Source organism: Chromobacterium sp. S0633 (assembly GCF_024158805.1).
In the GTDB taxonomy this organism is placed as follows: Bacteria; Pseudomonadota; Gammaproteobacteria; order Burkholderiales; family Chromobacteriaceae; genus Chromobacterium.
In genome coordinates, this window is sequence record NZ_JAMZGH010000053.1 from 1 (window position 1) to 26,048 (window position 26,048).

Consider the following 26,048-nt stretch of genomic DNA (forward strand, 5'->3'; position numbering starts at 1 on the left):
GTGCAAATTAAATATATTCATTATGAGCTCCACAAAGATCTGCTCTAAGAAACGCCTGCGCGGCGCGGAGGACGCGGCTCAGCGCTAGCTGCGCCTGGGTTTTGGCGTGGTCAGCAGCACCCAGGGGCGCGGCATCGTGCCGGAAGACGATGAACGCAGCCTGGGCGCTTACAACCTGCACCCGCCGGTGGAAACCCTCTATCAAAGCTGCGACGCCATGCTGGTGGTCGGCTCCCGCCTGCGCGGCAATGAAACCCTGAAATACCAGCTCAAGCTGCCGCGCCCCTTGTACCGCATCGACGCGGACCCCGCGGCGGAAGGCCGCGGCTACGTCGACGACGTCTTCGTCTGCGGCGACGCCGCGTTGGCGCTGGACGGGCTGGCGCGGCGGCTGGAAGGCCGGATGCGCGTGGACCCGGCCCTGCCCGCCGATCTGTGGCGCGCGCGCCAGGCCGCCGTGGACGCGCTGCTGGACGGGCTGGGCCCCTATCGCCGCCTGGTGGAAACCTTGCAAGGCCGCATCGGCCGCGACTTCAACTGGGTGCGCGACGTCACCGTCTCCAACAGCACCTGGGGCAACCGCCAGCTGCGGCTGTTCTCCGCCACCGCCGGCGTCCACGCGCTGGGCGGCGGCATCGGCCAGGGGCTGGCGATGAGCATAGGCGCCGCCATCGGCGCGGCCGCCTACGGCAGCGGCCGCAAAACCCTGGGCCTGGCCGGCGACGGCGGCTTCATCCTCAATCTGGGCGAGCTGGCCACCGCGGTTCAGGAGCAGGCGGATCTGGTGATGATTCTGATGAACGACCAGGGCTACGGCGTGATCAAGAACATCCAGGACGCCCACTACGGCGGCCGCCGCTGCTATGTGGACCTGCACACCCCGGACTACGCCCAGCTGTGCGCCTCGCTGCGGCTGCCGCACCGCAAGGTCAGCCGGCTGGAGGAGCTGGATCAGGCGCTGACCGCGGCGCTGGAGCACAGCGGCCCCTTCCTGCTGGAAATCGACATGCTGGCGATAGGCCGCTTCAAAAGCGTCTTCGCCGGCCCGCCCACCAAGCAACAGGACTGAGCCCATGGACCGCTCTCATCCCAAACCCGTGCTGGACATCGCCCTGGTGGGCTGCGGCGCCGTCGGCGCCGGCGTGCTGGAAGGGATCGCGGCGGAGCCGGCCCTGCGCGTCGGTCAGGTGCTGGTGCCCGCGCCGGACGACGCCCGCGTCCGCGACACCCTGGCCCGCCTCGCCCCGCAGGCGAGGCCGCGGCGCGCGCTGGACCCGGACGCGCCCGCGCCGGATCTGCTGGTGGAATGCGCCGGCCACGCCGCCGTCGCCCAACACGTGCTGCCAGCGCTGGAGCGCGGCATCGACTGCCTGATCGTCTCCGCCGGCGCGCTGACCGAAGACGGCTTGGCGGAACGGCTGGAACAGGCGGCCCGGCGCGGCGGCGCGCAAGCGCGGCTGCTCTCCGGCGCCGTCGGCGCCATCGACGCGCTGGCCGCCGCTCGTCTGGGGGAGCTGGAACAGGTGAGCTACACCGGCCGCAAGCCGCCGCTGGCCTGGCGCGGCACACCGGCGGAACGGGATTGGGATCTGGCGGCCTTGAGTCAGGCGCAATTGATCTTCTCCGGCAGCGCGCGGGAAGCGGCGCGGCGTTTTCCCAAGAACGCCAACGTCGCCGCCACCGTGGCGCTGGCCAGCCTGGGCCTGGACCGGGTGCAGGTCCGGCTCTACGCCGACCCGGCCGCCCACGGCAACCAGCATTGCATAGACGCCCGCGGCGGCTTCGGCGAGCTCAGTCTCAGCCTGCAAGGCCAAGCGCTGCCCGGCAATCCGAAAACCTCCGCCCTCACGGTTTACAGCGTGGTCCGAGCCTTGCTCAACCATGTCCGGGCCATCGCCATCTAGGAGCCATCATGAGCACACTCTCCTCCCCCCTGCCCATTTGCATTGCCGGCGCGTGGCGGCCAGGCCGCGGCGATCTCTATCACAGCCGCTACCCCGCCACCGACGAAGCCGTGGCCTGTCTGCACGCCGCCAGCCTGGACGATGTGGAAGAAGCCGTCCAGGGCGCGCAACGCGCCTTCGACGCCAGCGGCTGGCCGCAGTGGAAGCCGCACCAGCGCGCGCGGGTGCTCTACCGCGTGGCCGAAGGCATCCGCGCGCGCGCCGAAGAACTGGCCCAGTTGCAAAGACTGGACAACGGCAAGCCGATCCGGGAAACCCGCGCCTTGGTGGCCAGCGCCGCCGACACCTTTCAATTCTTCGCCGCCGCCTGCGAAACGCTGGAAGACAGCGTCACCCCCTCGCGCGGCGATTATCTGAGCCTGAGCCTGCACGAGCCCATGGGCGTGGTGGCCGCCATCACCCCCTGGAACTCCCCCATCGCCAGCGAGGCGCAAAAACTGGCTCCGGCCCTGGCCGCCGGCAACGCCGTGGTGCTGAAACCGGCCGAGGCCACGCCGCTGCTGGCGCTGGAGCTGGCCAGAATCTGCGAACAGGCCGGCCTGCCCAAGGGCCTGCTCAGCGTGCTGCCCGGCAAGGGCTCGCTGATCGGCGACGCCATCGTGCGTCATCCGCTGGTGCGGCGCGTGGCCTTTACCGGCGGCACCGCCACCGGCCGCCACATCGCCGCGCTGGCGGCGCAAAAACTGATGCCTGTCTCGCTGGAACTGGGCGGCAAGTCCCCGACCATCGTGTTTGCCGACGCCGACCTCGACCACGCCGTGGCCGGCGTGCTCTACGGCATCTTCAGCTCCTCCGGCGAATCCTGCGTCGCCGGCTCCCGGCTCTTCATCGCCCGCCCGCTGTACGCCGACTTCATCGCCCGGCTGTCGGCCGGCGCCCGGCGCTTGCGCCTGGGCGACCCGGCCGACCCCCTCACCCAGATGGGACCGCTGATCAGCGCCGCCCACCGCGAACAGGTGGAAGCCCATGTGGCGCGCGCGCTGGAGGACGGCGGCCGCCTGCTCTGCGGCGGCGAGCGTCCGCGCGGCGCCCTGTTTGATCGCGGCCATTACTACCCGCCCACCATCGTCGACGGCCTGGACAACCAGGCGCGGCTATGCCGGGACGAAGTCTTCGGCCCGGTGCTGGCGGCGCTGCCCTTCGACGACGAGGCCGATCTGATCGCCCAGGCCAACGACAGCGTCTACGCGCTGGCGGCCGGCGTCTGGACCCGCGACGCGCAGCGCGCCTGGCGCCTGGCGCGCGCGCTGCAGGCCGGCACCGTATGGATCAACACCTACAAGCAGTTCTCGGCGGCCACCCCTTTCGGCGGCTGGCGCGACAGCGGGCTGGGCCGCGAAAAAGGCCGGCACGGCATCTTGCAATACATGGAGCAGAAAGGCGTGTACTGGGGGCTGAATCCGGAACCGCTGCCCTGGACCAACTAAGAGTCCGCGAACAAAACCCCTAGCTGGGCTCAGGCTCTCTACGCGGTTTTGCCAGCGGCTCCAAACCGCATTCCACCGGCTTCACAACAAGAGGAGGATCCGCCATGGCGGTGCTTGGCATAGACGAAGTGAACTATCGCGCGGCCGATCTGGCCGCCTGCAAACGTTTTTTCCTGGATTGGGGGCTGCGCCTGGAGCGGGAAAGCGATCAGCAACTGGAATTCCGCAGCCTCAACGACTGCGTGGTGCGCGTCTCCCATCCGGACCTGCCCGGACTGCCCGCCGGCCTGGAGGAAGGGCCCACCTTGGTGGAAGTGGTCTGGGGCGTGGAAAGCGCCGGCGATCTGGATCAATACGCCGCGCAGTTGCGCAATCTGCCCGGCTTCCGGCGCGAAGCGGAGCGGCTGCGCTGCCAGGACCCTTGCGGCCTGAGCATCGCGCTGCAAGTCAGCCGCAAGCGCCCGCTGCAACTGGACTGCGCCCGCTTCAACAGCTGGAGCGAACGGCCGCGCGTGGATCAGCGCGCCCCGGTTTACGAACGCGCCCAACCGATAGAAGTGGGTCATGTGGTGCTCTTCGTCGACCAGCGCGAAGCCATGGTGCGCTTTTACTGCGACCGGCTGGGCTTCGCCCTGTCCGACCAATACCCGCAACGCGGCAGCTTCCTGCGCTGCGCGCCGCGCGGCGGCCACCATGACCTATTCCTGCTGCAATTGCCCAGCGGCAAGAAAGGCCTCAACCACGTGGCCTTCGCGGTGCGCGACATACACGAAGTGATAGGCGGCGGCCTGGCCATGGACCGGCTCGGCTGGAAAACCGAACTGGGCCCGGGCCGCCACCCCATCTCCTCGGCCTACTTCTGGTACTTCGAGAACCCGGCCGGCGGCCTGGTCGAGTACTACAGCGACGAGGACGAACTGACCGAAGCCTGGCAGCCGCGCGATTTCGAGCCCGGGCCGGAACGCTTCGCGGAATGGGCGGTGACCGGCGGCCTGGACGGCCACACCCGCCGCCCCAAACACGCAGAGACGCCGCGCCGGGGCTTTCTCACCGACAAAACCGGCGAAACCGACCGCTAAACCGCAGCCCGTCCCAAGGAGAACCCCATGAGCCGAGTCATCCCATCCCGCTATTTGGAGCCCCGCCAGGCGCAGCAAACCGCCCCCACGCCTTACGAAGATCTGCTGGGCGACGCCCTGGAGCGCGCTTACGCGCAGGAAATCCACGATCTGAACGCCCTGCTTGCCCACCTGAACCAGCACGGCCCGTCCGCGCCCAACGGCGGCAGCTGGAACGAAGCGCTGTTCCGCGCCGAAATGGCGCGCCTGGCTCAATAAACCCATCGAGGAGAACATCATGAGCGATTTCAGCATGGAACAAATCGACGCCTATCTGGCCAAGGGCCTCAAAGACCGCTGGCACATGGTCTGTCCGTCCCGCTTCGTCGGCGACCGCGCCGTCAGCCTGCGTCGCCTCGGATACAAGCTGGCGCTGTGGCGCGAGCCGGCCAACGGCAAGGTCCACTGTCTGGAAGACCACTGCCCGCACCGCGGCGCGCCGCTGTCCATGGGCTTTGTGCTGGGAGACCGCCTGGGCTGCGCCTATCACGGCGTGGAGGTGGACTGCCGCGGCACCGTCACCCGGGTGCCGGGCAGCCCCGGCTGCAAGCTGGAAGGCGCCAAGGCCGCTCGCGCTTTTCACGTGGAGGAGCAGGCCGGCATGATCTTCATCTACAACGCCAGCCAAGAGGTGGACGCGCCGCCTCCGCTGCGGCTGCCGGAGTATCTGAACTCCGACGAATGGAGCCACTTTCCCTGCTATGTGGAATGGGGCAACGACTACCGCTACGTGGCCGACAATGTGATGGACCCGATGCACGGCGCCTTCCTGCACAAGCAATCCCACACCATGTCCGAGGGCGCCAGCCAGGCCGAATTCGCCATCCGGGACCTGGAGCAAGGCTTCGTCTTTGAAAAAACCGGCCAAAAAAACGTCAACTTCGACTGGACCGAACTCATAGACGACGGCACGGCGATGTGGCACCGGCTGGAAATCCCCTATCCCAAGACCGGCGGCCCCGGCGGCAACTTCACCATCATCGGCATGTACACCCCGATCAGCCGCGAACTGTGCGCCGTGGTGTTCTGGCGCTGCCGCAAGGTCAGCGGCTGGCAGCGCGACACCTGGCGCTTTCTGTATAAAAACCGGCTGGAGGCGCGCCACTGGCAGGTGCTGGAACAAGACCGTATAGCCTTGGAAAACATGGAGCTGGACGCCTGGGACCGGGAGTTCCTGTACCAACACGATATGGGCATCGTGCGTCAGCGCCGCTATCTGCGCCGCCTCGCCGCCGAACAAATGGCCGCCGCTCAAGGCTGAACCCCGCGTCGGAGCGGCCATGCCGCTCCGCGCCCGCAACGAGATCCCGCCATGACTCAAACCCTGCTCACCCTGCGCCTGGAGGCGATGCGTCGCGAAGCCGACGGCGTGCTCAGCCTGGAGCTGGCCCGGCCGGACGGCGGCCCGCTGCCGCAAGCCGAGGCCGGCGCCCACATCGATCTGCACCTGCCCAACGGCATGGCGCGCAGCTACTCGCTGGTCACGCCGCGCTGCGCGCCGCGCGCCTACGTGGTGGCCGTCCAGCTGGACCGCGCCAGCCGCGGCGGCTCTCTCTACATCCATCAGCAGCTGCGCGTCGGCGCGGAACTGCCGGCTTCCGCGCCCCGCAATCATTTCCGGCTGGAAGAAAGCGCCGGCCAAACCGTGCTGATCGCCGGCGGCATCGGCATCACCCCCATCTACAGCATGTACGCGCGGATGCGCGAACTGGGCCGGCCGGTCAGCCTGCTCTACTGCGCCCGCGCCCGCGAACAGGCGGCCCTGGCCGACGACATCGCCCGCGGCGGCCAGCCGATAGACTGGCATATCGACGCCGAAGCCGGCTGCCCGCCCAAGCTCGCCGGCTTTCTGCAGCGCTTCCCCGCCGACAGCCATTTCTATTGCTGCGGCCCCGGCCCCATGCTGGACAGCTTTGAGCAAATATGCGCGGACCTGGCCCTGCCCCATGTCCATATCGAACGCTTCGCCGCCAAGCCCGCCGCGCAGGCCGACGCCGCCGAGCGCGCGCCCTACGAAGTGGTGCTGGCCCAAAGCGGGCGCAAGCTCAATGTGGCCGCCGGCCAATCCCTGCTCGACGCCTTGCTGGCCCACGGCGTCAAGGTGGACTGCAGCTGCCGGGAAGGCATTTGCGGCGCTTGCGAAACCCGGGTGCTGGACGGCGAGCCGGAGCACCGCGACTCGGTGCTGAGCCCGGCCGAGCGCCGGGCCGGCAACACCATGATGATCTGCGTCTCCGGCTGCAAGAGCCGGCAGCTGGTCCTGGATCTCTAAACGCGCGCCCGCGATGGGCGCGACGGTCTCCCCCTTCACCACAACCGGCCCCAAGCGGGCCGGCGGGGAGCCTTTGCGCCCGCTGCCGGCGCGCCTCGAGCGGCGACAAGACCGCCCCACGCAATAGGAGAAAGAGCAATGAACACACGCAATCAACGCTGGCTGGGCGTGGCCACGCTGTTCCTGGTGGTCGCCATTTCCTACGTCGACCGGATCAATATCGCGGTGCTGATCACCCAGAACGACTTTCTGCGCCACCTGGGCATCACCGTGCACGATCGCGGCGCGCAAGGGCTGCTGGCCACCGCCTTCATGGCCGGTTACGGCCTGTCCGCCATCCTGTTCACCCCATTTTGCGCCGCTTTGTTCGGCGTGCGCCGCAGCCTGATCTACGGGCTGTGCCTTTGGGGGCTGATCACCTTTGTTTCACCCTGGTTCAACAGCTACGGCATGTTGCTGACGTCGCGCGCGCTGCTCGGCTTCGCCGAAGGGCCGCTGTTCGCGCTGGGCTCCTCCTATATCAAGGCCCACTTCGACAGCGGGGAAAGCGGCAAGCCCAACGCCCTGTTCAATATGGGCACCGGCCTCGGGCTGGCGGTCGGCTATCCGCTGATCGGCTACACCGTGGCGCTGCTGGACTGGGAATCGTCCTTCCACCTGCTGGGTCTGCTCAATGTGCTGCTGGGCGTGCCGCTGGTGCTGGCCTTCGTGCGCATGCCCCTCTCTTACGCCGCCTTGCCGCGGCCGGAGTCCCCACGCGCCGCGCTCGCCACCGTGGCCGATCTGTTCCGGGGGGCCTTCCACACCCGCCACATCCTGACCATGACCCTGCTCACCGCCGCTTTTCTCGCCTATCTATGGGGCAGCAGCAACTGGCTGCCGGCCTATTTGCAGCAGGCCCGGGGCTTCTCCCTGCGTGAAATGGGCTGGCTGGCCTCGCTGCCGCAATACGCGGTGGTGCTGGGCGTGCTGCTGGGCGGCCTGCTGCTGGATCTGACCCCGCGCCGCCGCGTGCCTTTGATCTTCATCTTCGCCAGTATGGGCGTGGCGCTGGCGGTGCTGCTGGCCATCAACAGCGCGGACCGCTACACCGCCGCCTATTGCCTGACCGCCGCCGGGCTGTGCTGGGGACTGCAAAGCCCGGCCATTCCCAGCACCGTCCAGTACTACTCGCGGGCCGAGCACGTGGCCTGCGCCTTCGGCATCACCAATGGCGTAGGCGGGCTGACGGCCGGCCTCATGCCAGTGTTGATGGGCTGGCTGATCAGCCTGAGCGGGGACAGCGGCGGCGGCTTCGCCATGGGCTTCGCCAGCCTGATCGGCACCCAGGTGGTGGTGATCGCCTGCGGCCTGGCCTTGCTGCGCGGAGACGCCGTCGCGACGGCTCAGACACAAGCCAGGCCGGCGGTCTGAGGCCTGCCGGCGTCGGAATGGGAACAGCGCGCCGCGCGCGGCGCTTGTAAACCGGATATCAGAGCGTGTTTACGATCTCGCGAGCTAAGGCGAGACAAGGCGTTGCGGCTGAAAAAGCGGAGTGTACACACGGTACATGAGCATTTTGAAGCTGCTTTCAACGCCGTATCGCCGACGCGCAGCAGATCGTAAGCAGGCTCTCAGACGCCGGCCCGCCGCCGCGCGAACTCCAGCCACAGGGCGGCCACCCGGCGCGGCTGTTCCATCATCGGCAGATGGCCCACCTGCTCCAGCACCTGCTTTTCGCTGCCGGCGATGGCGGTGGCGAAGCAGTCCGCATCCTCCACGTGCAGGATGCGGTCCTCGCGCCCCCAGACAATCAGCGTCGGCGCCTGGATGCTCGCCAGCACCGGCCGCTGATCCACGCTGTCGAACAAATCGTCGAAAATCCTGCGCTCCACCTCGGCGCGTTCCGCCTTGCGCGCCGCCGTCACCTCGATGGCGAAGCCGGGCACCGGCGGCGGCCGGTACATCGCCCAGTCCAGCATCGCCCTCACCCCGTCCGCGCTCGTCATGTCCAGCATCGGGTTGTCCCCGCTGCGCTGCCACGACTCGGCCATTTCACTGGCGCTGACGCCGGCGCCGGCGGCGTTGAGCAGGGTCAGACTGGCCACCGACTGCGGATAGCGCGCGGCGAAGTTGGCGGCGATGGCGCCGCCCATGGAGTTGCCGATCAGATGGACGCTCTCCACGCCCCAGGCCTCCAGGAAAACGCGCAGCCGGTCCGCCTGCGCCTCCACCCGGTAGCTGATATCCAGGCCGGACATGCTGTCGCCGTGGCCGGGCAAATCCGGCAGGATCAAACGGAAGGTCTTGGGCAGGCAGCGCGCCAGCATCGCCCAATGGTCTTTCTCCGCGCCGAAACCGTGCAGCATCAGCACCGTAGGCGCGCCGGCCGGCGCCGGACGCTCCAGCCAGCTCAACTCGCCCTGCTCCAGCCGCAGCCGCCGCGGCCTCAAGCCGGCCCAGCGCCGCTGCTGGCGCACGCCCCAGTCAAACAACCATTGCTTGCCGTTCCAGATCCAGCGTCGCCACATTGCGGCCTCCTTGGAGAAACATCGATGGTGAATAGTGCTTAGAACGTGTTTACGATCTCGCGAGCTAAGACAAGACAAGGCGAAAACGAGCGAAAAAGCGGAATGTACAGGTGGTACATGCGCATTTTGAGCTCGGTTTCAACGCCCATTTCTATCCATCCCGCCGACGCGCAGCAGATCGTAAACAGCTTCTCAGCCGCGCTCCAGCACCTCTGCCACCCGCTGCCGCAAGGCCGGCAGCAGCTCGGCCTCGAACCAGGGATGACGGCGGAACCACAGCTGATTGCGCGGGCTGGGGTGCGGCAGCGGCAGCAAGGCCGGCCAGTGTTCGCGCCAACGCTCCACCGCCTCGGTCAGCCGCGGATAGCGGCCCGGCAGGTGGTAGCGCTGCGCGTACTGCCCCAGCAAAATCGTCAATTGCAGATGCGGCAGGCCGGCCAGCAGGGGCTGGCGCCAGGCGGCCGCGCATTGCGGCGGCGGCGGCAGATCGCCGGATGGGCCGGTGCCGGGATAACAGAAGGCCATCGGCAGAATGGCGATGCGGGTTTCATCGTAAAACACCGTCTTGTCCACGCCCAGCCAATCACGCAGCCGCTCGCCGCTGGGGTCGTCGAACGGCAGGCCGGACGCATGCACGCGCCGCCCCGGCGCCTGGCCGGCGATCAGGATGCGCGCGTCCGGATGCCATTGCAGCACCGGGCGCGGGCCGTGCGGCAGGCTGTCCGCGCACAGCCGGCAGGCGCGCACGGCTTGCAGCAGGCCGGCGGCGTCCATGTCCGCGGCCGTTTACAGCACCACGCCGACCGGCGGCTGGTCGTGGGTCTGGCCGACGGACTGGTGCGGCAGCTCCAGATAGCTGCGCGATTGCATCTCGGTCAGCCGGCTGGCGGTACGGAAGAATTCGCCGGCCTGCAGCCCCTCGGTGTACAGCTGTTCCGGCTCGGCGGCGGCGGAGGCCACCAGCTTGACGCGGTTGTCGTAGAACACGTCCACCAGCCAGGTGAAGCGGCGGGCGATGGACGCCTCGCGCGCGGTGATCTTGGGGATGCCGCTGACGAAGACGGTATGGTATTCGGTGGCGATTTCCAGGTAATCGGTCTGCGCGCGCGGGCCGTCGCACAAGGCCAGGAAATCGAACCAGATCGCCCCGGCGGCCAGGCGCTTGACCGGAATCTCGCGGCCCAGCACCTCGATGGCGCGTTTTTTCTGCTCCACGCCGTGGCTCAGGCGCTGGAACAGCTGCTCCATCTTCTCCTCGCTGGCCGCGTCCGCCGGCACCATGAACAGCGGTTCGCGCGTCAGCTCGCGCAGCCGGTAATCGTTGCCGCCGTCCACGTTCAGCACTTTCAGCTCGCGCTTGATCAGTTCAATGGTGGGCAGGAAGTTCTGCCTTTGCAGGCCGTTGGGATAGAGGCCGTCCGGCGCGTAGTTGGACGTGGTGACCAGCACCACGCCGCGCTCGAAAAGCGCCGACAGCAGCCGGCCCAACATCATCGCGTCGGCGATGTCGCTGACGTGGAATTCATCGAAGCACAGCAGACGGGTGTCGCGGGCGATCTTGTCGGCATAGGCCAGCAAGGGGTCCTTGCTGCCGGCCAGCGCGCGCAACTCGCGGTGCACCTCGGCCATGAAATTGTGGAAATGAATACGACGCTTGCGGCGGTAAGGCACGCAGGCGTAGAAGGCGTCCATCAGAAAGCTCTTGCCTCGCCCCACCCCGCCCCAGAAATACAGGCCTTTGGGCACGTCCGGGCTGCGCAGGCTGCGCCCGAGGAAGCGGTTGCGCTTGTTCTTGAACTCCACCAGCTGATGCCACAGCAGGTCCAGCTCCTCGATCGCCGCCGCCTGGGCCGCGTCGTGGATGAAGCCGGGTTTTTCGCTGGCGGCCTGATACCAGGCCTTGGGGCTGAGATGGGCGTTCCCATCCGGGGAGAAAGTATGCTGGGACATGGGCGGCGGAGTGTGCAAACGCGATAAACGATACGGTCCGCCATCATACCCCGTTTGGACCTGCGGGCAAAAACGATGCGGCCGCCCGAGAAGGCGGCTGCGTGCTCTCAAGAAGCGGCTCAATGCCCGCCGCGCATGGCGATGCGGCATTGAACCGCTTGTCGAAACATTCAGACCTGGCCGTTTCTTTGCGCCCTCACCTTGGCCAGCAGCGCGTCCAGCACTTTCCGCGTCTGCACCGGCTGGGCCGCGGCGAGCACGTATTTGCCGTCCACCACCAGCATGGGCGTGCTGCTAATCCGGTAATCCTTGGTGAATTTGGCGGCGGCTTCCACCTGGGCTTTGACCGCGAAGGAATGGTATACCGCCATGGTCTTGGCGGCGTCCACGCCCGGCTGGCGGCGCAGCCATTTCTCAAACTCCGCCTCCTTGCCCAGATTGATCTTGTCGTGCTGCACCGCGCGGAAGGCGGCCACATGCAAACGATCGGCCAAACCCGCGGCGTTCAGGGTGGCGAACACCCGGGCGAAGCCTTCCATCGGCCGGCCCCACACCACATGCTTGCGCACCACGTTCACATCCTTGGGCTGAGCCTTCAACCAGGCCGTGATCGCGGCGTCCTGAGCGTAACAATAGTGACAGGGATAGGAGAAAAACTCCGCCACCTCGATCTTGTCGCCGCTGGACACCGGATGCGGCTTGGGCAGCACCAGATAATCCTTGCCCACCGTCGGCTGCGCTTGCGCCGCGCCCAAGGCCAATAAAAACCAGCACAACAGCAAAAATGCTCTCATGAAAACTCCGCTCATATGGAATCCGCCGCCGGCCGGCCGGCCCAGTCAGATTCAGGCCGTGGCCAGCAAAGTCGGCACCTCGGCCGTCTTTTCCACCTTGTTCAGCTTGGGCTCGGTCTTGCCCAGCGAGCGCAGGCGCTGCAACTCTTCCCTCAACAGCTTGATTTCTTCCTGCATTTTCTGGCGCATGTCCGCCTCCGCCTTGCGTACGTCCAGGCTCAGTTTTTTGTCCATTTCCGACGTCAACTTCTCATCGAGAAACGATTCGTACTTTTTGAACAACTCATCGCGGTAAACATCCAGCTGCAAACGCAACATGAGGTTTTCCTCCTCCATTTCGGCCAATTTGTGCTGGAACTGGGCGACATTCATATTGAAGTTCATGCTTTCTCCTAGCAGATGGCTCGCAAACGGCGCGATCAGCTCGTGCCGACAGGCCGGAGCGGGATTCCGGTTAAAAAAATATCCCTCTCCACGCAGGGAGAGGGAGGCAAACATAATGGGTTTGCAATAGACACTAGGCAGCTCAACACCGGGGGATCGGCGTGAGACCCTATGCGGCAGGGCGCCGCACAAGATGAGGCAAGTATGCGCAAGCGCGCCGTCAAAAAATATCTGACCAGTACGAAAAGCCGGCCCCGACGCGCTGTTGCGCGCGCATCGCCGCGGCGGGGCTCAAACCAGGCGGTTAAGAACGTTCAAGCCCTGGCTCAGCCGCTGCTGCACCGGCTCCAGCAAGGCCGCCGCCTCCTCGCTGCTGAACAGCAAGGGTTCGTCGCGGCGTTGCAGCACGGTCAGAATGGCTTGCAAACCGATATGGGCTGAGCGGATCTCCATCAAGCCCTGCAACAGGCAGGCGTCCATCTCCGCGCACTGCAAAGCCATCTGCCGGCCAAGATGAAACAGCGCGTGCTGATCCGGCTGGGCGTCGAGCAAATCCTGGTTCAACAGCTTCAGTTGCTCCATCATGGGTAATTGGCCTTTCATCACCGTTCTCCTTAGACCCGCTAACAAAACCCCTGATCCTGCGTTGCGCCTCCTTGCCGTACGACTTGTACGGCCTGCGTCGGCGCGCCTTGGCTCAGGTTCTCTGCGAGGTTTTGTTCGCGGCTCTTAATGAACCTGTTCAACGTCTGCCACATCGCATGATGAGTGCCGGCTTCAGAACGCTCATGCCCCACTTGCGCACTCCGCTTCTTCAGCCGTTTTCGCCTTGTCTCCCTCTCGCGCGCCAGACCTTGAACCGGCCCGGTTCAACACTCCAACACGCGCTCAATGCCGGCGGCGATTTTCAGAGTATGGGTGTCGCGGCCATGCAGCCCGCACACGCTCAAACCGATCTGAGCCGTCAGCGGCAGGCTGAGCGCGCAGCCGTCCAGCAGATTGGCCACAGCGCTGTTGCGCTGAGCCAGCCGGTTCAAACGGCCGTAGTCCTCGTCGTCGTCCAGCTCCGCCAGCCTGGGCGGCAGAATCGCCACCGTGGGCATCAGCCAGGCGTCGGCCATGGACAGGCGATGCGCGGCGACGGCTTGCAGCGTGCGGCGACGCTCCAGCAGCTCCAGATACCTGACTGCGCTCTGACCGGCCCCCTGCCGCAGATGTCGGACCACGCGCGGGTCGTAGTAAGCGCCGTCCTCGCTCTCCAGCCGCTCGCCATGCTCGTGCCAGGCCTCGGCCGCCGCCAGCCCGCCCTGGGCGTCCATGTCCGCTATCCAGCCAAGCTCGGGGAAATCGAAACGTATGATGCGGGCGCCGGCCTGGGACAAACGCGCCAGGGCCTCGTCAAAAGCCTGGGCCACGGCGGGGTCCAGATGCTCGGCAAGATAGTCTTCGGTCACGTAAAGCCGGCGTTTTTTCACGTCGGGGGGCTGACCGCGCGCATGAGAGGGCGTCCAGCCGCTACAAAGCACCGCGTCCAGGATGGCGCAGCAAGAAACCGAGCGCCCCAGCGTTCCGATGGAATCCAGCGACGGCGACAAGGGCAGGCAGCCCTGCATCGGCACCCGCTTCGCCGTGGCCTTGAAACCGACCAGGCCGCAAAAGGCGGCGGGAATGCGCGCCGAGCCGCCGGTGTCCGAGCCCAGCGCGGCAACGCTCATGTCCAGGGCCACGCTGACGGCCGCGCCAGAACTGGACCCGCCCGCCACGCGTTCCGGATCGCCGGGATTGCGCGGGGTGCCGTAATGCGGATTCAAGCCCAGGCTGGAGCAAGCGAACTCGCTCATATTGGTGCGCCCCAGCAGCACCGCGCCGGCCGCGCGCAGCTTCGCCACCACGGTTGCATCCTGCTGCACCGGCGGATTTTGCTTCCGCACCACGGAGCCGGCGGTGGTGATCTGGCCCTGGACGTCGAACAGGTCTTTGACCGACAGGGGAAGACCCGCCAGCGGCGTGGGATAGAGACCGACGGCGTCGATGTGCCGGGCGGCGGCCAGCGCAGCTTGGGCGTCCACATGGGTAAACGCCGCGCCTCCTGCCGCCCTATGGCCGGCGATGACGGTCAGCGCCTGCTCCGTCAGCGCCACGCTGCTGGTTCTGCCCAATTGCAAATCCCGATGCAACTGCATCACGGTCGCTTTCATGCCGTGCCCTCCCCGGCGTTGACGCGGCGGGCATCTCTCCCCTGCGGTTTCTCCACCGACGCCCGGCTGCGGCGCGCCCCAAACTCATGATGTTGCGACATGACGATCTCCCGACTACATGCGATGGCTAAAGTGAACTCCTCGTGAAAATGTGAAATCCGCGCGCAGGCGCGGGCCGCCCTTGTTTAACGGGCGGCGTCCGGCTTCAAGCACGACGCGGCGGCGGCCTCCGAATGGGCCGGCGCGGGCGGCGCGGTCTTGAGCGCCTCATCAGTTTCGATGTAAAGGGTTTGCAGGCGGGCGGCGCAATCGTCCAGCACCTCAAGCGAGAGGCGCGCCAACAATTGCAGATGGGACGGTTCGCTGCCGCTGCGCTTGGCTTGGATCGCCATGAGCGCGGAACGCAATACAGTGAAGCAATTCAAGGCCTGCGCGCAAGCAAACGCGGTTTGGGACAGCAAGTACTGGCGTTCTTGGCAAGTGGCCGGGGGTGGTTTGGCAAAAGCGGGGGAAAAATCAGAAGGAGTCATTGCAGTCTCCAAGTCAGCTTTGGAAGCCTGCTCGGATACGAGCAGGAGCGTGACAAGGTGGCAAGACCGGTTCCATTGTTAAGACCGGCAGCTCCAGAGGAGCTCCCTGCCACGCCCTGCCCAGATGCAAGTGCGTGGCAACAGACGTGCGGGGTCCTGGCGGACTCTGCGGGTCTGCGAACAATGGAATTAATAGGCTTGCCTGCCCGGCGCGGCGTTATTTGGCGCAGCGCGAGGCAAAGAGTACTGAGACGGGGGCGGAGCGTCAAGCCGGAGACGGCCGCCCGGCCAGGCGGGAGATCAAACGGGGGAAATGAAGAAGCGGTTCAAAGCCCGGCAAGCCAAAGCGGGACTTTGAACAGCCTCTTGGCAAGCTTCAAATGGCGGACAGCAGCTTCAACACGGCGGCGGACAGCCGCTCCGCGCGCAACTCAATGCCATGCTCGGGCGTACCCGTATCGTGCCATCGGCTGTCAATGATATTGCTGACCGCCCGCAGCACCAGCACCGGCGTGGAGCCCAGCCGGCGGGCGGCGCGCATCACGCCGGAGGCTTCCATCTCAATCACGCCGCCTCCCAACTCCAACATCAAGGGAAAAAGGGAGGAAGGGACTGGGAACTGGTTGCTGCTGAAGATCAGCCCCGGCTTCACCCCAGGCAGCGCTGTCAGCTTCTCCAGCCAATAGCGGTCCACGTCCCATTCCGTCTCCAGCGGAGCATGGGTATTGCTGTTAAACAGACAGGATTCAAACAGCGTGCCTTTCAGGATCTTGTCGATGCCGTAAAGATCCATCTGCACGACTTTGCTGCCGGCGACGACATCGCCTATCTCCCAATGATCTCCCACTGCGCCTGAAGTCCCCAGCAACAAGACCAGATCGATATCCCGTTGCAGCAGCACGGCTTGGGTGGTCAAGGCGGCGTCTTCCGTGCCCACGCCGGTTTCGGCCAGATAAAGCTGGTGGAGCTTGTATTGAAGGCTGCGACAGGACAAAGCGCCGAGCATGGGCTCAGGCTCCCACGCGGCGGACAGCTGTTGCGACAGCAGGGCGGATTCGGCGGGAAAGGCCGACAATAGCAAGATATTCATATAGAGCCCCAAATTAGGTGGTTTAACGGCGAAACCGCTATGGCGAATACGCTAACGCCTTCCGGCAAGCAGCGCCGCGTCAGGCTCAAACTGGCTGCGCGCCGGCTTGTCCCCCAAGGCCGATGTTGATCGGCGGCTATGGTATTGGCAGACGTAAACCTACCAATGATCTCCAGAGGCTCCGGATAGCATGATGTGCTGAGGGGACTTACGCGCTTCTGTCGGCAATGAGTACGCGCGCCATGGGGCATGCATGGACTTCAAGATATCCTGCTCACACAGACCTGAGGACAGCTGCAAGACAATGGTGGTCATTCCATTGTCCGCCTTGATCCCCTCCACCGAAAAAGCCGCGCTATGGGTGACAATGCCTTCAATATCGCCCTGGCTTAAGGTGATGTCGCTGACTTTATGATGGCCAATGCCGATGCTTAGCTGAATGTGCTGGTTTTCATGGGAAAACGCGTTGAGTAAAGAGTCGTCGACTGTGACCTGGAATGACTTCAGCATGATTTCTATACCTTTGCCTAAGAGCGTATTCATGACCTGGCCAGCAAGAGCGAGACAAGCCGAAATCACAACTGACATGCCTCGCGGCCAGGAATAATGCTAGGCGCAACGCTACGCTTAATTTTTCCGGATTTTAATAGGACGGGTACTAAATTAAGGCAGCAAAGGATATTTCATATCGATACCGTTTTTGACAGCGTTCTCTTCTCGCCAGCAAGGCCCGGCAGACGCAAGGCGGGATGGGGAATCCGTTGGCGGCCCTACAGGCTTGAGACATCAGTGGGCGGAGAAAAAGTCAGGCTCCGCCCAAGCGCTTAATCGGTTCAAGCCCGGCCAAACAGGAACGACGCCTGGAGCGGCTAACACACCCCTGATGCGGCGGTGGCGGGTCTTGCCTCAGCCGTAACGCCGATTTTTATTAACCGCTTTTTAACGGTCGTCCCTCTCCAGCAACAGGCGCCCGCCGCTGCTCAAATGCTCCACATCGCGCGCGCGCAGCGTATCGGCCGTCACCTGGGCGTCCACCCAGATTTGCGCGGTAAACAGCTTGCCGCACGCCGGCTTGCCGTCCGCCACCGCCCATATTTTATGTTCGGCGTCCACCGCCACCTCCGCCGCAGCCTGCTCCAGCGCCGCCTGTTCGGTACGCACGGCGGCCAGCAGCACCGGCTGGCCGTCCAATTGCGCCGCGCCCATGCTCATCCGGTAGTGGCCCTTGCCGTTCCACAAGGCCATGCCCTTGGCGGCCGGCTCCGCCTCCAGCCGCAGCCGGATGGCGCTTGGCTGCTCGCATTGAACGCTCAGCGTCATCCGCCGCTTGCCCAAGGCCAACACCCCGGACTTGGCCCTCTTGAACTGGCCTTTGTTCAACACGCCGTAATCCAACTGCTCGCCGCTCAAGCGCATCACGCAGTTGTCGGCCAAGGCCGTCTGACACAGAAACAGGCCGGCCAGGCAAACCGCTCGTTTAATCATTACTTTCATCAAGTCATTCTCCACTCAGGCTTCCGCCCGACACACCGCGTCCAACTGCTCGTAAAACACCTGCTCGTCCGCCGTTTCCGGCAGCGCGAAATCCAGCTGGCAACGGTTGCCGTTGGACGTGGTCACGGTCAGAACTTGCCCCGGCTCGGCATTGTCCAGAAACACCTTGCCGCCCTCCACCACGGTGGTGACGAAACGGTTGTCCGCCGTCAGCACCGATCCGCCGGCGCTCAGCGGCTGGCCCAAGCTATCCTTGACCTCCAACAACACGCGGCGGGTCTGGAACACGTCGAACTCCACATGACGCACCGCGCCGCGGCTGACTTTCAACTCCTTGTAGCCGTTTTTCAGCTCCACCGTGCGCGGCAGGCTTTTCACATCCACTTCCAGCCGGCTGACGTCGTAAGCCGTCAAGCTGGGGATCACCGCGCGGCCGCCGGCGTCGGTCCATACCGCGCCGCCCGGCGTGTTGACCCGTACCCCGGACACCTTGCCGGTGGACAACACGCCAAAGCTGTCCTGGATTTGCGCCGGGGAGGCGGTGACGCCGTCGCGGTGGAAGGCCAGGCCGCCGCTCAGCCCGGCGGAAAAATGGCGGCCGGCGTAGTTCTGCCCCATGCCCAGCCGGGCGCTGGCGTAACGCGGCTGCACGTTGACATTGGCGCTCACCCCGGTGCCGCGGCGGCTCTGTTCCGCGCTCAACTGATAACCCCAATACTCGTTGACGGTTTCGCTGACCGAGGTATTCAGGCTGGTGTCGCCGCCGCTGCTGCGCACCGTGCTGTTGATGCGGCGTTTTTCCAGCGGCAGGCTGAAGTTCAGATACCAGGCTTGATAACGGCGGCCGTCAAAGGAGTTGCGGCCGTTCTCCACGTTCAGATTCAGCGACATCCGCTTGAAAGACTTGCCCCAACTGCCCAGCCAGCGGCTGCTGACATGCCCGTCAAAGCTGCGGCTGGTGGAATAGGACAGCCGGAAGCTGCCGGCGCGCTGATGGTTCCAGCCCAGGGAGGCGGAATACTGGGCGCGGGGACGGCGCTTGCGCGCTTGGCCGGCTTGCTCTCGACCATAAGCCGTCGTCGCCTCGCCCAGATCGCGGTAGCCCTCGGATTGAAACGAGGCCGACAAGGAGGCGCTCATCGCCTCGCTCATCCGCGTGCTCATCGCCCAGTTGGATTGATGGCCAAACACGCCCTCTTCCCGCGCCATGGAGGCCACGCCGCGCGCGCTCAAGGTCGTGTCGACGCCCAGGCCGACATCCGCCCCCAGGCCCAGGGCCTGGTATTGCGGCGTGCCGAGCGCGCCCAGCCTCCCGTGCGCCCGTTGTCCCAGCGCCCAACTGCCGGAGCCGGTCAGCAGCAAAGGCTCTAGGCCATCGTCGGCATAGTCGCGCAAACGGCCCATGGCCAGCGAATAGCCCAGCGGCGCGGCCGCATCCAGCGCCAGGCTTGCCGCCGGCACCGTGAAGCGCCGCTCGCCGCCGTCGCTCTCCGCCACCGTCACTTCCAGATCGACATGGCGGTTGTTGAGGCGGATATGGTCAAAAGAGAAGGGCCCGGCCGGCACTTGCGCAATATGGATCAACACTCCCGCCTGCCGCACCTCCACCCGCGCCACGCTATTGGCGACGCCCTCCACCCGCGCGCCGGGGCCGCTCTGCTCCAGGCCGCTCTCCGGCGTCCACTGCGCGCCCAGCAACTGGCCGGCGGCAAACAGCGGGCTGTCGACATTGATTACACCCAACTGCAGACGCACGCGCAGGGAGACGAAGGAGCGTTGGGCATAAGCGCCCAGATCGCTGAACTGCCCTTGGCCGTTATTGGAGTAGTAGAACTGGCGGCTGCGCACAATCCAGTCGCCAATATTGACGCCGGCCTCGGTGTCCAGCGATAAGCTGCGGCTGCCGCTGCCCAGGCCCTGATAGCTGCTCGCGCTGAGGTCGTAGTTCAGCATGCCGCCGACGCCGCCGCTTTCCAGCTGAATCTCTTCTTGCGGCTGCGGCAGGATGGCCGCGGTGGGCACCAACAGCGCCACTCGGTTCAGATTGGGGTTCAGCTGCACCTGGGTCTGCGGCCAAGCGCCGACAAAGTCGTAGCAGGCCGGCGCCACGGAGACGCCCTCCGCCTCATCCGGGGGCGGACCTTGCAAACGCGCCTGTTCCAGCAAGGCCGGGCTGAAGCACAGCTGGCCTTGCGCGTCGAACTCCGCCTCCACCTCGCCCAATGCCTCGCCATTGAGCGACAAACTCACTGGCTGACGCCCCTCGGCAAAGCGCGGCTTGCCGCGGAAGTACTCGGCCAAGGCCGGGTCCAGACCGCGCGCGCGCAAAACATCGGCGTTGAACATCATGTCTTCAGCCGCCTCAGCGCCCAGCACCAGCGACGGCGTCGTGCCCAAGGCCAGCAACAGGGCCGCCGCCAGCGGCCGGCGTTTCCAGGGCCTCGCCGGCAGCTGAGTGCCCGTCCACGTCTCCCCACGCCCACAATAGGCAGGGAGCTCTTGCCAAACCGCCAATTAGCCGGCCTTGGCCGTCAACGGCGCGTCGTAGCTGTCCACGCTAAAGCCGTACAGAGTAGCCGGGTACAGCCTGACTGCCTCGGCCCCGGTATCCGTAACCGGAAACGACAGCGTCTGCCCCGGCAACACATAGCTGCGCTCCAATTGCACCGCGGTGCCCTGCGGCTGGAGATTCACGACCTGAGCCATCCGGACCACATAAGGGCTGTCGTTAGCCAAGGTCAGTTGGCCGTCACTCAAAGACCACTTTAATAATTTCCATGGCTCGCGGTTTTCCGACAAGCCTTTTGGATGAATTACCAAAGGGAGATTTTGCCGTACTGCAATCGCCACTTGCGCTCGATCCGCTCTTGATTTTTGTGGTATCCCCTCAAAAATTACTCGCTTCAAACGCTGCGTTTTTAAGGGTTGTTTAAGCTGCAGCATAAAACGTACCTGCTGCCTCTCTCCAGCCTCAACCCGCGCCACCGGTGGCGTCAACATCACCAGCGGTTTCTCATCCCCATCCTCCGGCAGATTTTCAATCTTCGAGTACAGAAGCAATGGCCGCTCATCTGTGTTTTTCAACAATATGGCGCCAGCCGTGTCGGCTTCATTTAGCAACAAGATTGAGGTCTCTGGCTCCATACCCCCAGCCATACAATTAGCAGCAGCCACCAACATAACCATACACCCACCCACTGCTGCCTTTTCTCTCAACTTGTACATACACACACTCTCAAAAACAACACCCCGCACATAAATTTATGCAACCGGGGTGTCAAATTATTTCATGCAAAACATCTATTTTTCACAAACCAGACATTTGTGCATCACCAATAAAATCACTCAAAAACCATTAAAGATAATGCAACTCCAATGTCACCATACCTTCGAACTCCGCCTTATCTTTTACCGCCAACTTCCTATCAATATAAATAGTAGGTTTCACCGCAGAATACCACTCCTTAAAGTCCACAGGAGTTGCTGAGGCATCACCTTTCGCTATAGGTGTATAATAATGCTCAGCGAAAACCTTGTCTGAAGTAGGCTCCAGCTTCCAAGAGCCGGCCTCATTGGTTTTAGACCTACCATAATTAACCGCAACCATCTCCTCACCGTCAGCCTTCACCTTATTATGAGCATCCGAAACAGTAAAATTGAAATACCCCACCTTAGCATCCCCAATAAAACCTAGACCAAATTTGTCTTCCTTCACTGTAACTTCGTCATGAACGGAGGCGGCATTACTATCCAAAAATTTAACAGACATCTGCTGCAAAGCATCGCACTTTACCTTAAAAGGCATAGGGCTACCAGTTTTCGCCCAAAACCCCTCCCCTCCTTGCAAGCTCTTTGAATCAATCACTCCAAAATCTTGAACCGAATCCCCAGAAAATTCCACTGCACAAGCCGCCGGCTCAATAGTGCCTTTTAAAACGAACTGCCCATGCGCCAATGGACCTTCCGACTTAGCCAGACCCGCACAAAAAATAGAGAAGGTAGCTGCCACACAAACCACACCTTTTGAATTCAACATAACAATCTCAATATAAAAACTAATAGGAGCAAATACTGTACTCCTCTAGTTCAAAACAAAACATCTGACCAGTACTAAACCAACAAAAACCATTCAACTTCACATAAAACACCACTGAAGCGCCCTATTCAAGACTCATAAGATTCAGCATTTTTTAAAAAACCCTTAATTGCACCACCCCACGCAGCACTATCACGCCGATAACAAGCATCATGATCACCCCCTTGCATAAACAACTTGGCTTTAGGCTGAGGACTGAGCTGATATAGGCGTTCGCCCAACTCCATCGGCACCACCTCGTCGCCGGAGCAATGGATGAATAGTTTCGGCGCGGCAATGGCCGGCAGTTTGGAATAGGAGGAGAAGTTATGGCGGATCAGCGCGTCAAACGGCAGCCATGAGGCGGTATAGGATTTGGCGATGTCCGCGACGGACAAGAAGCCGCCGTCGATAATCACCCCGTCCACGCCCAGCGACACCGCCGCCATATCCATGGCGATGGCCCCGCCCAGCGAGTGGCCGTACACCAAGTGCTTGGACGCCTCCGGCGCCAGCTTCTTGAAGGCCTGCCAGGCCACCCTGGCATCGGTGTAGACCGAACGCTGCGAGGGCAGATACCAGGCGCCGTCGCCGTAGCCGCGGTAGTCGATCGCCATCACCGCCAGGCCCAGCCGGCGCAGGCTGAGGATTAAATCGACATCGGTGTGCAGCGTGCTGTCGTTGCCGTGCAAGAACAGCACCGCCGGCGCGGCGGGCGATTCGGCCGGCAACCACCATGCATGCACCAGGCCGCCGCCTTCCGTCTTGGCGACCGGCAACCAGGTTTCCTGGTAAGTCACCCCGTAATCTTGCGGGGTTTTGCCGGTTTGATACGAGGGGCTGAGGATGAAGTATCGCTGCGCCAGCTCCCATAAGCTCAGCGCCAGCAAAACGGCGGCCAACAAGGCCAGGATTCTTTTAAACGCGCCCATGCGCACACCAGACTTTGAAACGCCACCCGCCATCAACAGAGCACCCAGTTCAATATAAACGCCATGCTCGCCTGTCTGCCGTCTTTCAGGCCCAGGCGAAATCCAATCCGGCAGCTTAGCCATGCTCGGTGCGGGGGGATATTTGACCAGTACGAAATGCGCGCCGCGCGGCGGGGATCACACCTTAAAACGACTATACTGGCCGGCCTATGCCTTAGCAGACACGCAGGATGCGCGGGAACCCGCGGCGGGGAAGCGGCACCAAGAAAGGGCCGCCGGGAGAAAAGGAAGGTATCAGGGCTTGAACAGCAGCAGCAGGTCCGCGTCGCGCTCCGCGCCCAGTTTGCGCATGGCGCTGGCCTTCTGGGTGCTGATGGTTTGCTTGCTGCGCTTGAGTTTGGCCGCGATGTCGTTCACCGTCAGGCCGGCGACGAAGAGCCGCACCACTTCGGCTTCGCGCGCGGTCAAGGCGCGCTTGTCGGCGGGCTGGGCCAGGTGGTCGGCCTCCAGCAAACGCTCCACCGCCGGGGAGAAGTAGGCCGTTTTGGCCATGGCGCCGTACACCGCCGGCAATAGGTGCTCGATGGCGTCGGATTTGCTCAGGATGCAGTGAATGCCCAGGCCGCGCAGCGAGCGCACCACCAGGGCGTTGTCCATCATGGTGAGCACCACGATGCCCAGCTCCGGGTACAGCCGGCGCAAGCGCTCGAACATGGCCGCGCCGTCGCCGGATTCACAGCCGGGCATGGAGTAATCGGACACCAGCACGTCGCAAGGCTGGCTGGCCAGCATGTCCCACAGAGCGGTGGCGCTATTGGCCTTGCCCGCCACGCGGATGGAGCGCTGCCCTTGCAAGGCGTGCTCCAAGCCGCTGAGCACCGAGGGATGATCATCCACTAAGAAGACTTTTATTTCCGCTGTCGCCATGTCGTTCACATGAAATTTAAACAATTGTTTTCAAGACATTCTATTTTTATAGCTAAGCAAATATCCTGAAAATGGTCAACCGCCCAGCCAAACCCCACGCCGAAAACCGTATGCGCAACTCAAGCCAGCCCTCCCCTCAAAGCCAGCCGCTAAGCCGCCTGCGGCGCATCCAGCGCATTACTTTGTTTGGCGGGGGCGTCGCCATTTCTCTGGCGCTGCTGGCTTTGACCTTGCTGACGCTCTGGCTGGCCGGCAAGGAAATGCTGGCGGACCGGCACCGGATGTTCGATGCGGAAAATACGACGCTGAAGGTACTGCTCAGAGGGCATGCGATCGATCTCCACCACCAGGTTAGCCAGGCCGAGACGGCATGGAAGGCGCTGCCCAAAGCCAGCCCGGCGCTGCAGCGCCAATTCACCGCGCAGAATGGGGAAGCCTGGCTGCAAGCCTCCCAGGCTCACCCTCCGATGCTGGCCTTGGGCAAGCTCTCCGCCCCCTACCCGGCCCCCCGTTTCGAGCCTTATCTGGCGCTGGCGGAACATGCCGCCAGCGCGATGTGCGGCGGCGATTGCGAGTTGAGAAAATCGGTAACCGTTTCTTTGTATAGTCCGGACCAGCGGTTTCTGGCGATTATCTCCCCCAGCTTCTCCTCTGCGGCGCCCGCCCAGCTAGGCAGCAAAGAAACGCTCTGGCAAAGGACTTTCACCAATATGCCCAATCCAACGGCCGCCAACGGCCAAGCCGGCCGTCAGCCGGCTTGGCTGGCCGCCGTCGCCGCGCCGCTGACCCGCCGGCCCGCCATCCGTCTGGCGCAGGCCGCCGTGGTGGACGGCGCGCCTGTCGCCGTGTTCGTCAGGGATATCCGCATCGATAACTTGCTGAATACCTGGCGGCCGGACATCAGCGATGAAACCACCTTGCTCGCCAGTCCTATGGGGCCGCTTCACATCAGCTTTGGCTGGCAAGCGCAGCAAGGCGTGAAGCTGATCGCAAGGCTCCGCGCCATGGACCTGCCCGTAATCAACGACGCGGTATCCGATATCCAGTATCGCGACGGCCTGTTCATCCTCCGCGCCCGTCTGCCCACCCCGGGCTGGGTTCATATTCAAGTCTTCCCATGGTATAGCCTGCTGAATGATTTGAGGCTGCCGCTGATCATTGATCTCAGCACGCTGCTGGTTGCCTTGACTTGCTTATGGACCTTCATTCTGTTGCTGGATCGCAAGATCTTCAAACCCGCTTTTTCCAACGCCCAGCGCATTTTTGAAAGCGAGAACCTGAACCGCATCATGGTGGACACCGCGCCCTCGGGCCTGACGCTGCTGTCCATCTCGGACGGCACGGTGCTGCTGGAAAACGAGGTGATGCGGCAATGGACGCGGATGGGTTCAATTGCCCGCTCCTCCCTGCACCTGCAGTTGCTGGACACCCACCAGACCGCGTCCCCGCTCGGCACCACGCCTTGCCACCGGGACATCCAGTTTGAGCTGGCGGACGGCAGCGCCATGGAGCTGCACAGCACCACCATGGCCACGCATTACCAGGGCATCCGGGTTCTGCTGTGCAATGTGGTGGACATTACCCCGCGCAAGGCGCTGGAGCGCCAGCTGGAAAGCGCGCGCCAAACAGCGGAGGCGGCCAGCCAGGCGAAATCTTCCTTTGTGGCCATGGTCAGCCATGAAATCCGCACCCCGCTGCACGCCATCGTCAGCAGTCTGGACTTGCTCGGCCGCGCCCAACTGGCCGCGCCGCAACAACAGCGCCTGGCGGTAGCCAATCATTCGTCCCAGGCCTTGCTGGCCATCATCAACGACATTCTGGACTTGTCCAAGGTGGAGTCCGGGCTGATGAGCGTGGAGCGGATTCCCTTCGATCTGGCCGCGCTCGGCCGCGAAGCGGCCGCCAGCATGGAGCCGTTGGCCCGCGCCAAGGGCCTGGAATTCTCCTGCATGATAGACGCGCAATTGGCGCCGGCTTATCTGGGCGATCCCGGCCGCGTCCGGCAGATCATGCTGAATCTGCTGGGCAACGCGATCAAGTTCACGCTCAGCGGCGAGGTGTTGCTGGAGGTCTATCCGCAGGATGACGACCGCGCGGATTCGCCGGTGCGCATCGGCGTGACGGACAGCGGCGTGGGCATCCCCGCCGAGTACCACGACCAGGTGTTCACCGAGTTTTCCCAGGCGGACGCCTCCATCACCCGCCGCTTCGGCGGCACCGGCCTGGGCCTGTCGCTCTGCAAGAAACTGGCGGAATTGCTGGCGGGCACGATTGAATTCACCTCCACTCCCGGGGTGGGCAGCACCTTCGTCGTGACCCTGCCCTTGCCGCCCTGCGCCGCCGCGCCGGCTGCCGAGCCGCCCGCCGTCGCGGCCGGCCCGGC

Annotated in this window: 25 protein-coding genes; 9 read left to right on the top strand and 16 right to left on the bottom strand. The window is 64.0% G+C overall.

All coding sequences use genetic code 11. The features are described from left to right. Positions 1-94: 94 nt before the first annotated feature. From NK214_RS22080 to NK214_RS22115, 8 genes are all read left to right on the top strand, one after another. Positions 95-1,069: a thiamine pyrophosphate-binding protein gene (locus tag NK214_RS22080; RefSeq protein WP_256477532.1), complete on the top strand. Its 975-nt coding sequence runs from the start codon at positions 95-97 to the stop codon at positions 1,067-1,069. Between the two features lie 4 nt (positions 1,070-1,073). Then, positions 1,074-1,904, top strand: a complete 831-nt coding sequence (locus NK214_RS22085) for an aspartate dehydrogenase (RefSeq protein WP_253315535.1) — start codon at positions 1,074-1,076, stop codon at positions 1,902-1,904. A gap of 8 nt (positions 1,905-1,912) precedes the next feature. Beyond that, positions 1,913-3,391, top strand: coding sequence for an aldehyde dehydrogenase (locus NK214_RS22090; RefSeq protein WP_107799136.1), 1,479 nt, complete (start codon positions 1,913-1,915; stop codon positions 3,389-3,391). 104 nt (positions 3,392-3,495) lie between these two features. Continuing rightward, the gene (locus NK214_RS22095; protein WP_227103898.1) at positions 3,496-4,470 is read left to right on the top strand and encodes a VOC family protein; all 975 of its coding nucleotides are present in this window, start codon (positions 3,496-3,498) and stop codon (positions 4,468-4,470) included. A gap of 27 nt (positions 4,471-4,497) precedes the next feature. Beyond that, positions 4,498-4,728, top strand: coding sequence for a recombinase-like helix-turn-helix domain-containing protein (locus NK214_RS22100; RefSeq protein ID WP_107799138.1), 231 nt, complete (start codon positions 4,498-4,500; stop codon positions 4,726-4,728). A gap of 19 nt (positions 4,729-4,747) precedes the next feature. Continuing rightward, the gene (locus NK214_RS22105) at positions 4,748-5,770 is read left to right on the top strand and encodes an aromatic ring-hydroxylating dioxygenase subunit alpha (RefSeq protein ID WP_253315536.1); all 1,023 of its coding nucleotides are present in this window, start codon (positions 4,748-4,750) and stop codon (positions 5,768-5,770) included. 51 nt (positions 5,771-5,821) lie between these two features. Then, positions 5,822-6,781, top strand: coding sequence for a PDR/VanB family oxidoreductase (locus tag NK214_RS22110; protein ID WP_253315537.1), 960 nt, complete (start codon positions 5,822-5,824; stop codon positions 6,779-6,781). A gap of 138 nt (positions 6,782-6,919) precedes the next feature. Then, on the top strand, positions 6,920-8,194 hold the full coding sequence (locus NK214_RS22115) for an MFS transporter (protein ID WP_107799141.1): 1,275 nt from the start codon (positions 6,920-6,922) through the stop codon (positions 8,192-8,194). A gap of 200 nt (positions 8,195-8,394) precedes the next feature. Here the strand turns inward: NK214_RS22115 and NK214_RS22120 are convergent, their stop codons facing one another. The 16 genes from NK214_RS22120 to NK214_RS22195 form a co-directional block, all read right to left on the bottom strand. Further along, the gene (locus tag NK214_RS22120) at positions 8,395-9,291 is read right to left on the bottom strand and encodes an alpha/beta fold hydrolase (RefSeq protein ID WP_253315538.1); all 897 of its coding nucleotides are present in this window, start codon (positions 9,289-9,291) and stop codon (positions 8,395-8,397) included. A gap of 192 nt (positions 9,292-9,483) precedes the next feature. Further along, positions 9,484-10,065: a uracil-DNA glycosylase family protein gene (locus tag NK214_RS22125; protein ID WP_253315539.1), complete on the bottom strand. Its 582-nt coding sequence runs from the start codon at positions 10,063-10,065 to the stop codon at positions 9,484-9,486. A gap of 12 nt (positions 10,066-10,077) precedes the next feature. Next, entirely contained in the window at positions 10,078-11,241 is a 1,164-nt protein-coding gene (gene zapE / locus NK214_RS22130) for a cell division protein ZapE (RefSeq protein WP_227103908.1), read from the bottom strand. Positions 11,242-11,411: 170 nt separating this feature from the next. Then, a complete protein-coding gene (locus tag NK214_RS22135; RefSeq protein WP_158274268.1) occupies positions 11,412-12,035 on the bottom strand; it encodes a thiol:disulfide interchange protein DsbA/DsbL in 624 nt (207 codons plus the stop codon). Between the two features lie 51 nt (positions 12,036-12,086). Then, entirely contained in the window at positions 12,087-12,419 is a 333-nt protein-coding gene (locus NK214_RS22140) for a hypothetical protein (RefSeq protein WP_107799146.1), read from the bottom strand. Between the two features lie 291 nt (positions 12,420-12,710). Then, positions 12,711-13,022, bottom strand: a complete 312-nt coding sequence (locus NK214_RS22145; protein ID WP_253315540.1) for a DUF1484 family protein — start codon at positions 13,020-13,022, stop codon at positions 12,711-12,713. 266 nt (positions 13,023-13,288) lie between these two features. Continuing rightward, complete coding sequence (locus NK214_RS22150) at positions 13,289-14,617, bottom strand: amidase (RefSeq protein WP_253315541.1); 1,329 nt, start codon at positions 14,615-14,617, stop codon at positions 13,289-13,291. Between the two features lie 185 nt (positions 14,618-14,802). Further along, a complete protein-coding gene (locus tag NK214_RS22155; protein ID WP_227103914.1) occupies positions 14,803-15,009 on the bottom strand; it encodes a hypothetical protein in 207 nt (68 codons plus the stop codon). Between the two features lie 514 nt (positions 15,010-15,523). Further along, entirely contained in the window at positions 15,524-16,237 is a 714-nt protein-coding gene (locus NK214_RS22160) for a hypothetical protein (protein WP_253315542.1), read from the bottom strand. 159 nt (positions 16,238-16,396) lie between these two features. Beyond that, a complete protein-coding gene (locus NK214_RS22165) occupies positions 16,397-16,780 on the bottom strand; it encodes a hypothetical protein (RefSeq protein WP_253315543.1) in 384 nt (127 codons plus the stop codon). A 396-nt stretch (positions 16,781-17,176) separates the two neighbouring features. Beyond that, on the bottom strand, positions 17,177-17,731 hold the full coding sequence (locus tag NK214_RS22170; protein ID WP_253315544.1) for a hypothetical protein: 555 nt from the start codon (positions 17,729-17,731) through the stop codon (positions 17,177-17,179). Positions 17,732-17,746: 15 nt separating this feature from the next. Beyond that, on the bottom strand, positions 17,747-20,137 hold the full coding sequence (locus tag NK214_RS22175; RefSeq protein WP_253315545.1) for a fimbria/pilus outer membrane usher protein: 2,391 nt from the start codon (positions 20,135-20,137) through the stop codon (positions 17,747-17,749). A gap of 108 nt (positions 20,138-20,245) precedes the next feature. After that, the gene (locus NK214_RS22180) at positions 20,246-20,956 is read right to left on the bottom strand and encodes a fimbria/pilus chaperone family protein (protein ID WP_371926306.1); all 711 of its coding nucleotides are present in this window, start codon (positions 20,954-20,956) and stop codon (positions 20,246-20,248) included. A gap of 130 nt (positions 20,957-21,086) precedes the next feature. Then, positions 21,087-21,767, bottom strand: coding sequence for a hypothetical protein (locus NK214_RS22185; RefSeq protein WP_253315547.1), 681 nt, complete (start codon positions 21,765-21,767; stop codon positions 21,087-21,089). Positions 21,768-21,895: 128 nt separating this feature from the next. Next, positions 21,896-22,861 (bottom strand): alpha/beta hydrolase, encoded by a 966-nt coding sequence (locus tag NK214_RS22190; protein ID WP_253315548.1) that lies wholly within the window; start codon positions 22,859-22,861, stop codon positions 21,896-21,898. 171 nt (positions 22,862-23,032) lie between these two features. After that, positions 23,033-23,635, bottom strand: a complete 603-nt coding sequence (locus NK214_RS22195; RefSeq protein ID WP_199225856.1) for a response regulator — start codon at positions 23,633-23,635, stop codon at positions 23,033-23,035. 140 nt (positions 23,636-23,775) lie between these two features. Between NK214_RS22195 and NK214_RS22200 the strand changes: the two genes are divergently transcribed. Beyond that, positions 23,776-26,048 (top strand): ATP-binding protein (locus NK214_RS22200; protein ID WP_253315549.1); only part of this gene is annotated, 2,273 nt, incomplete at its 3' end.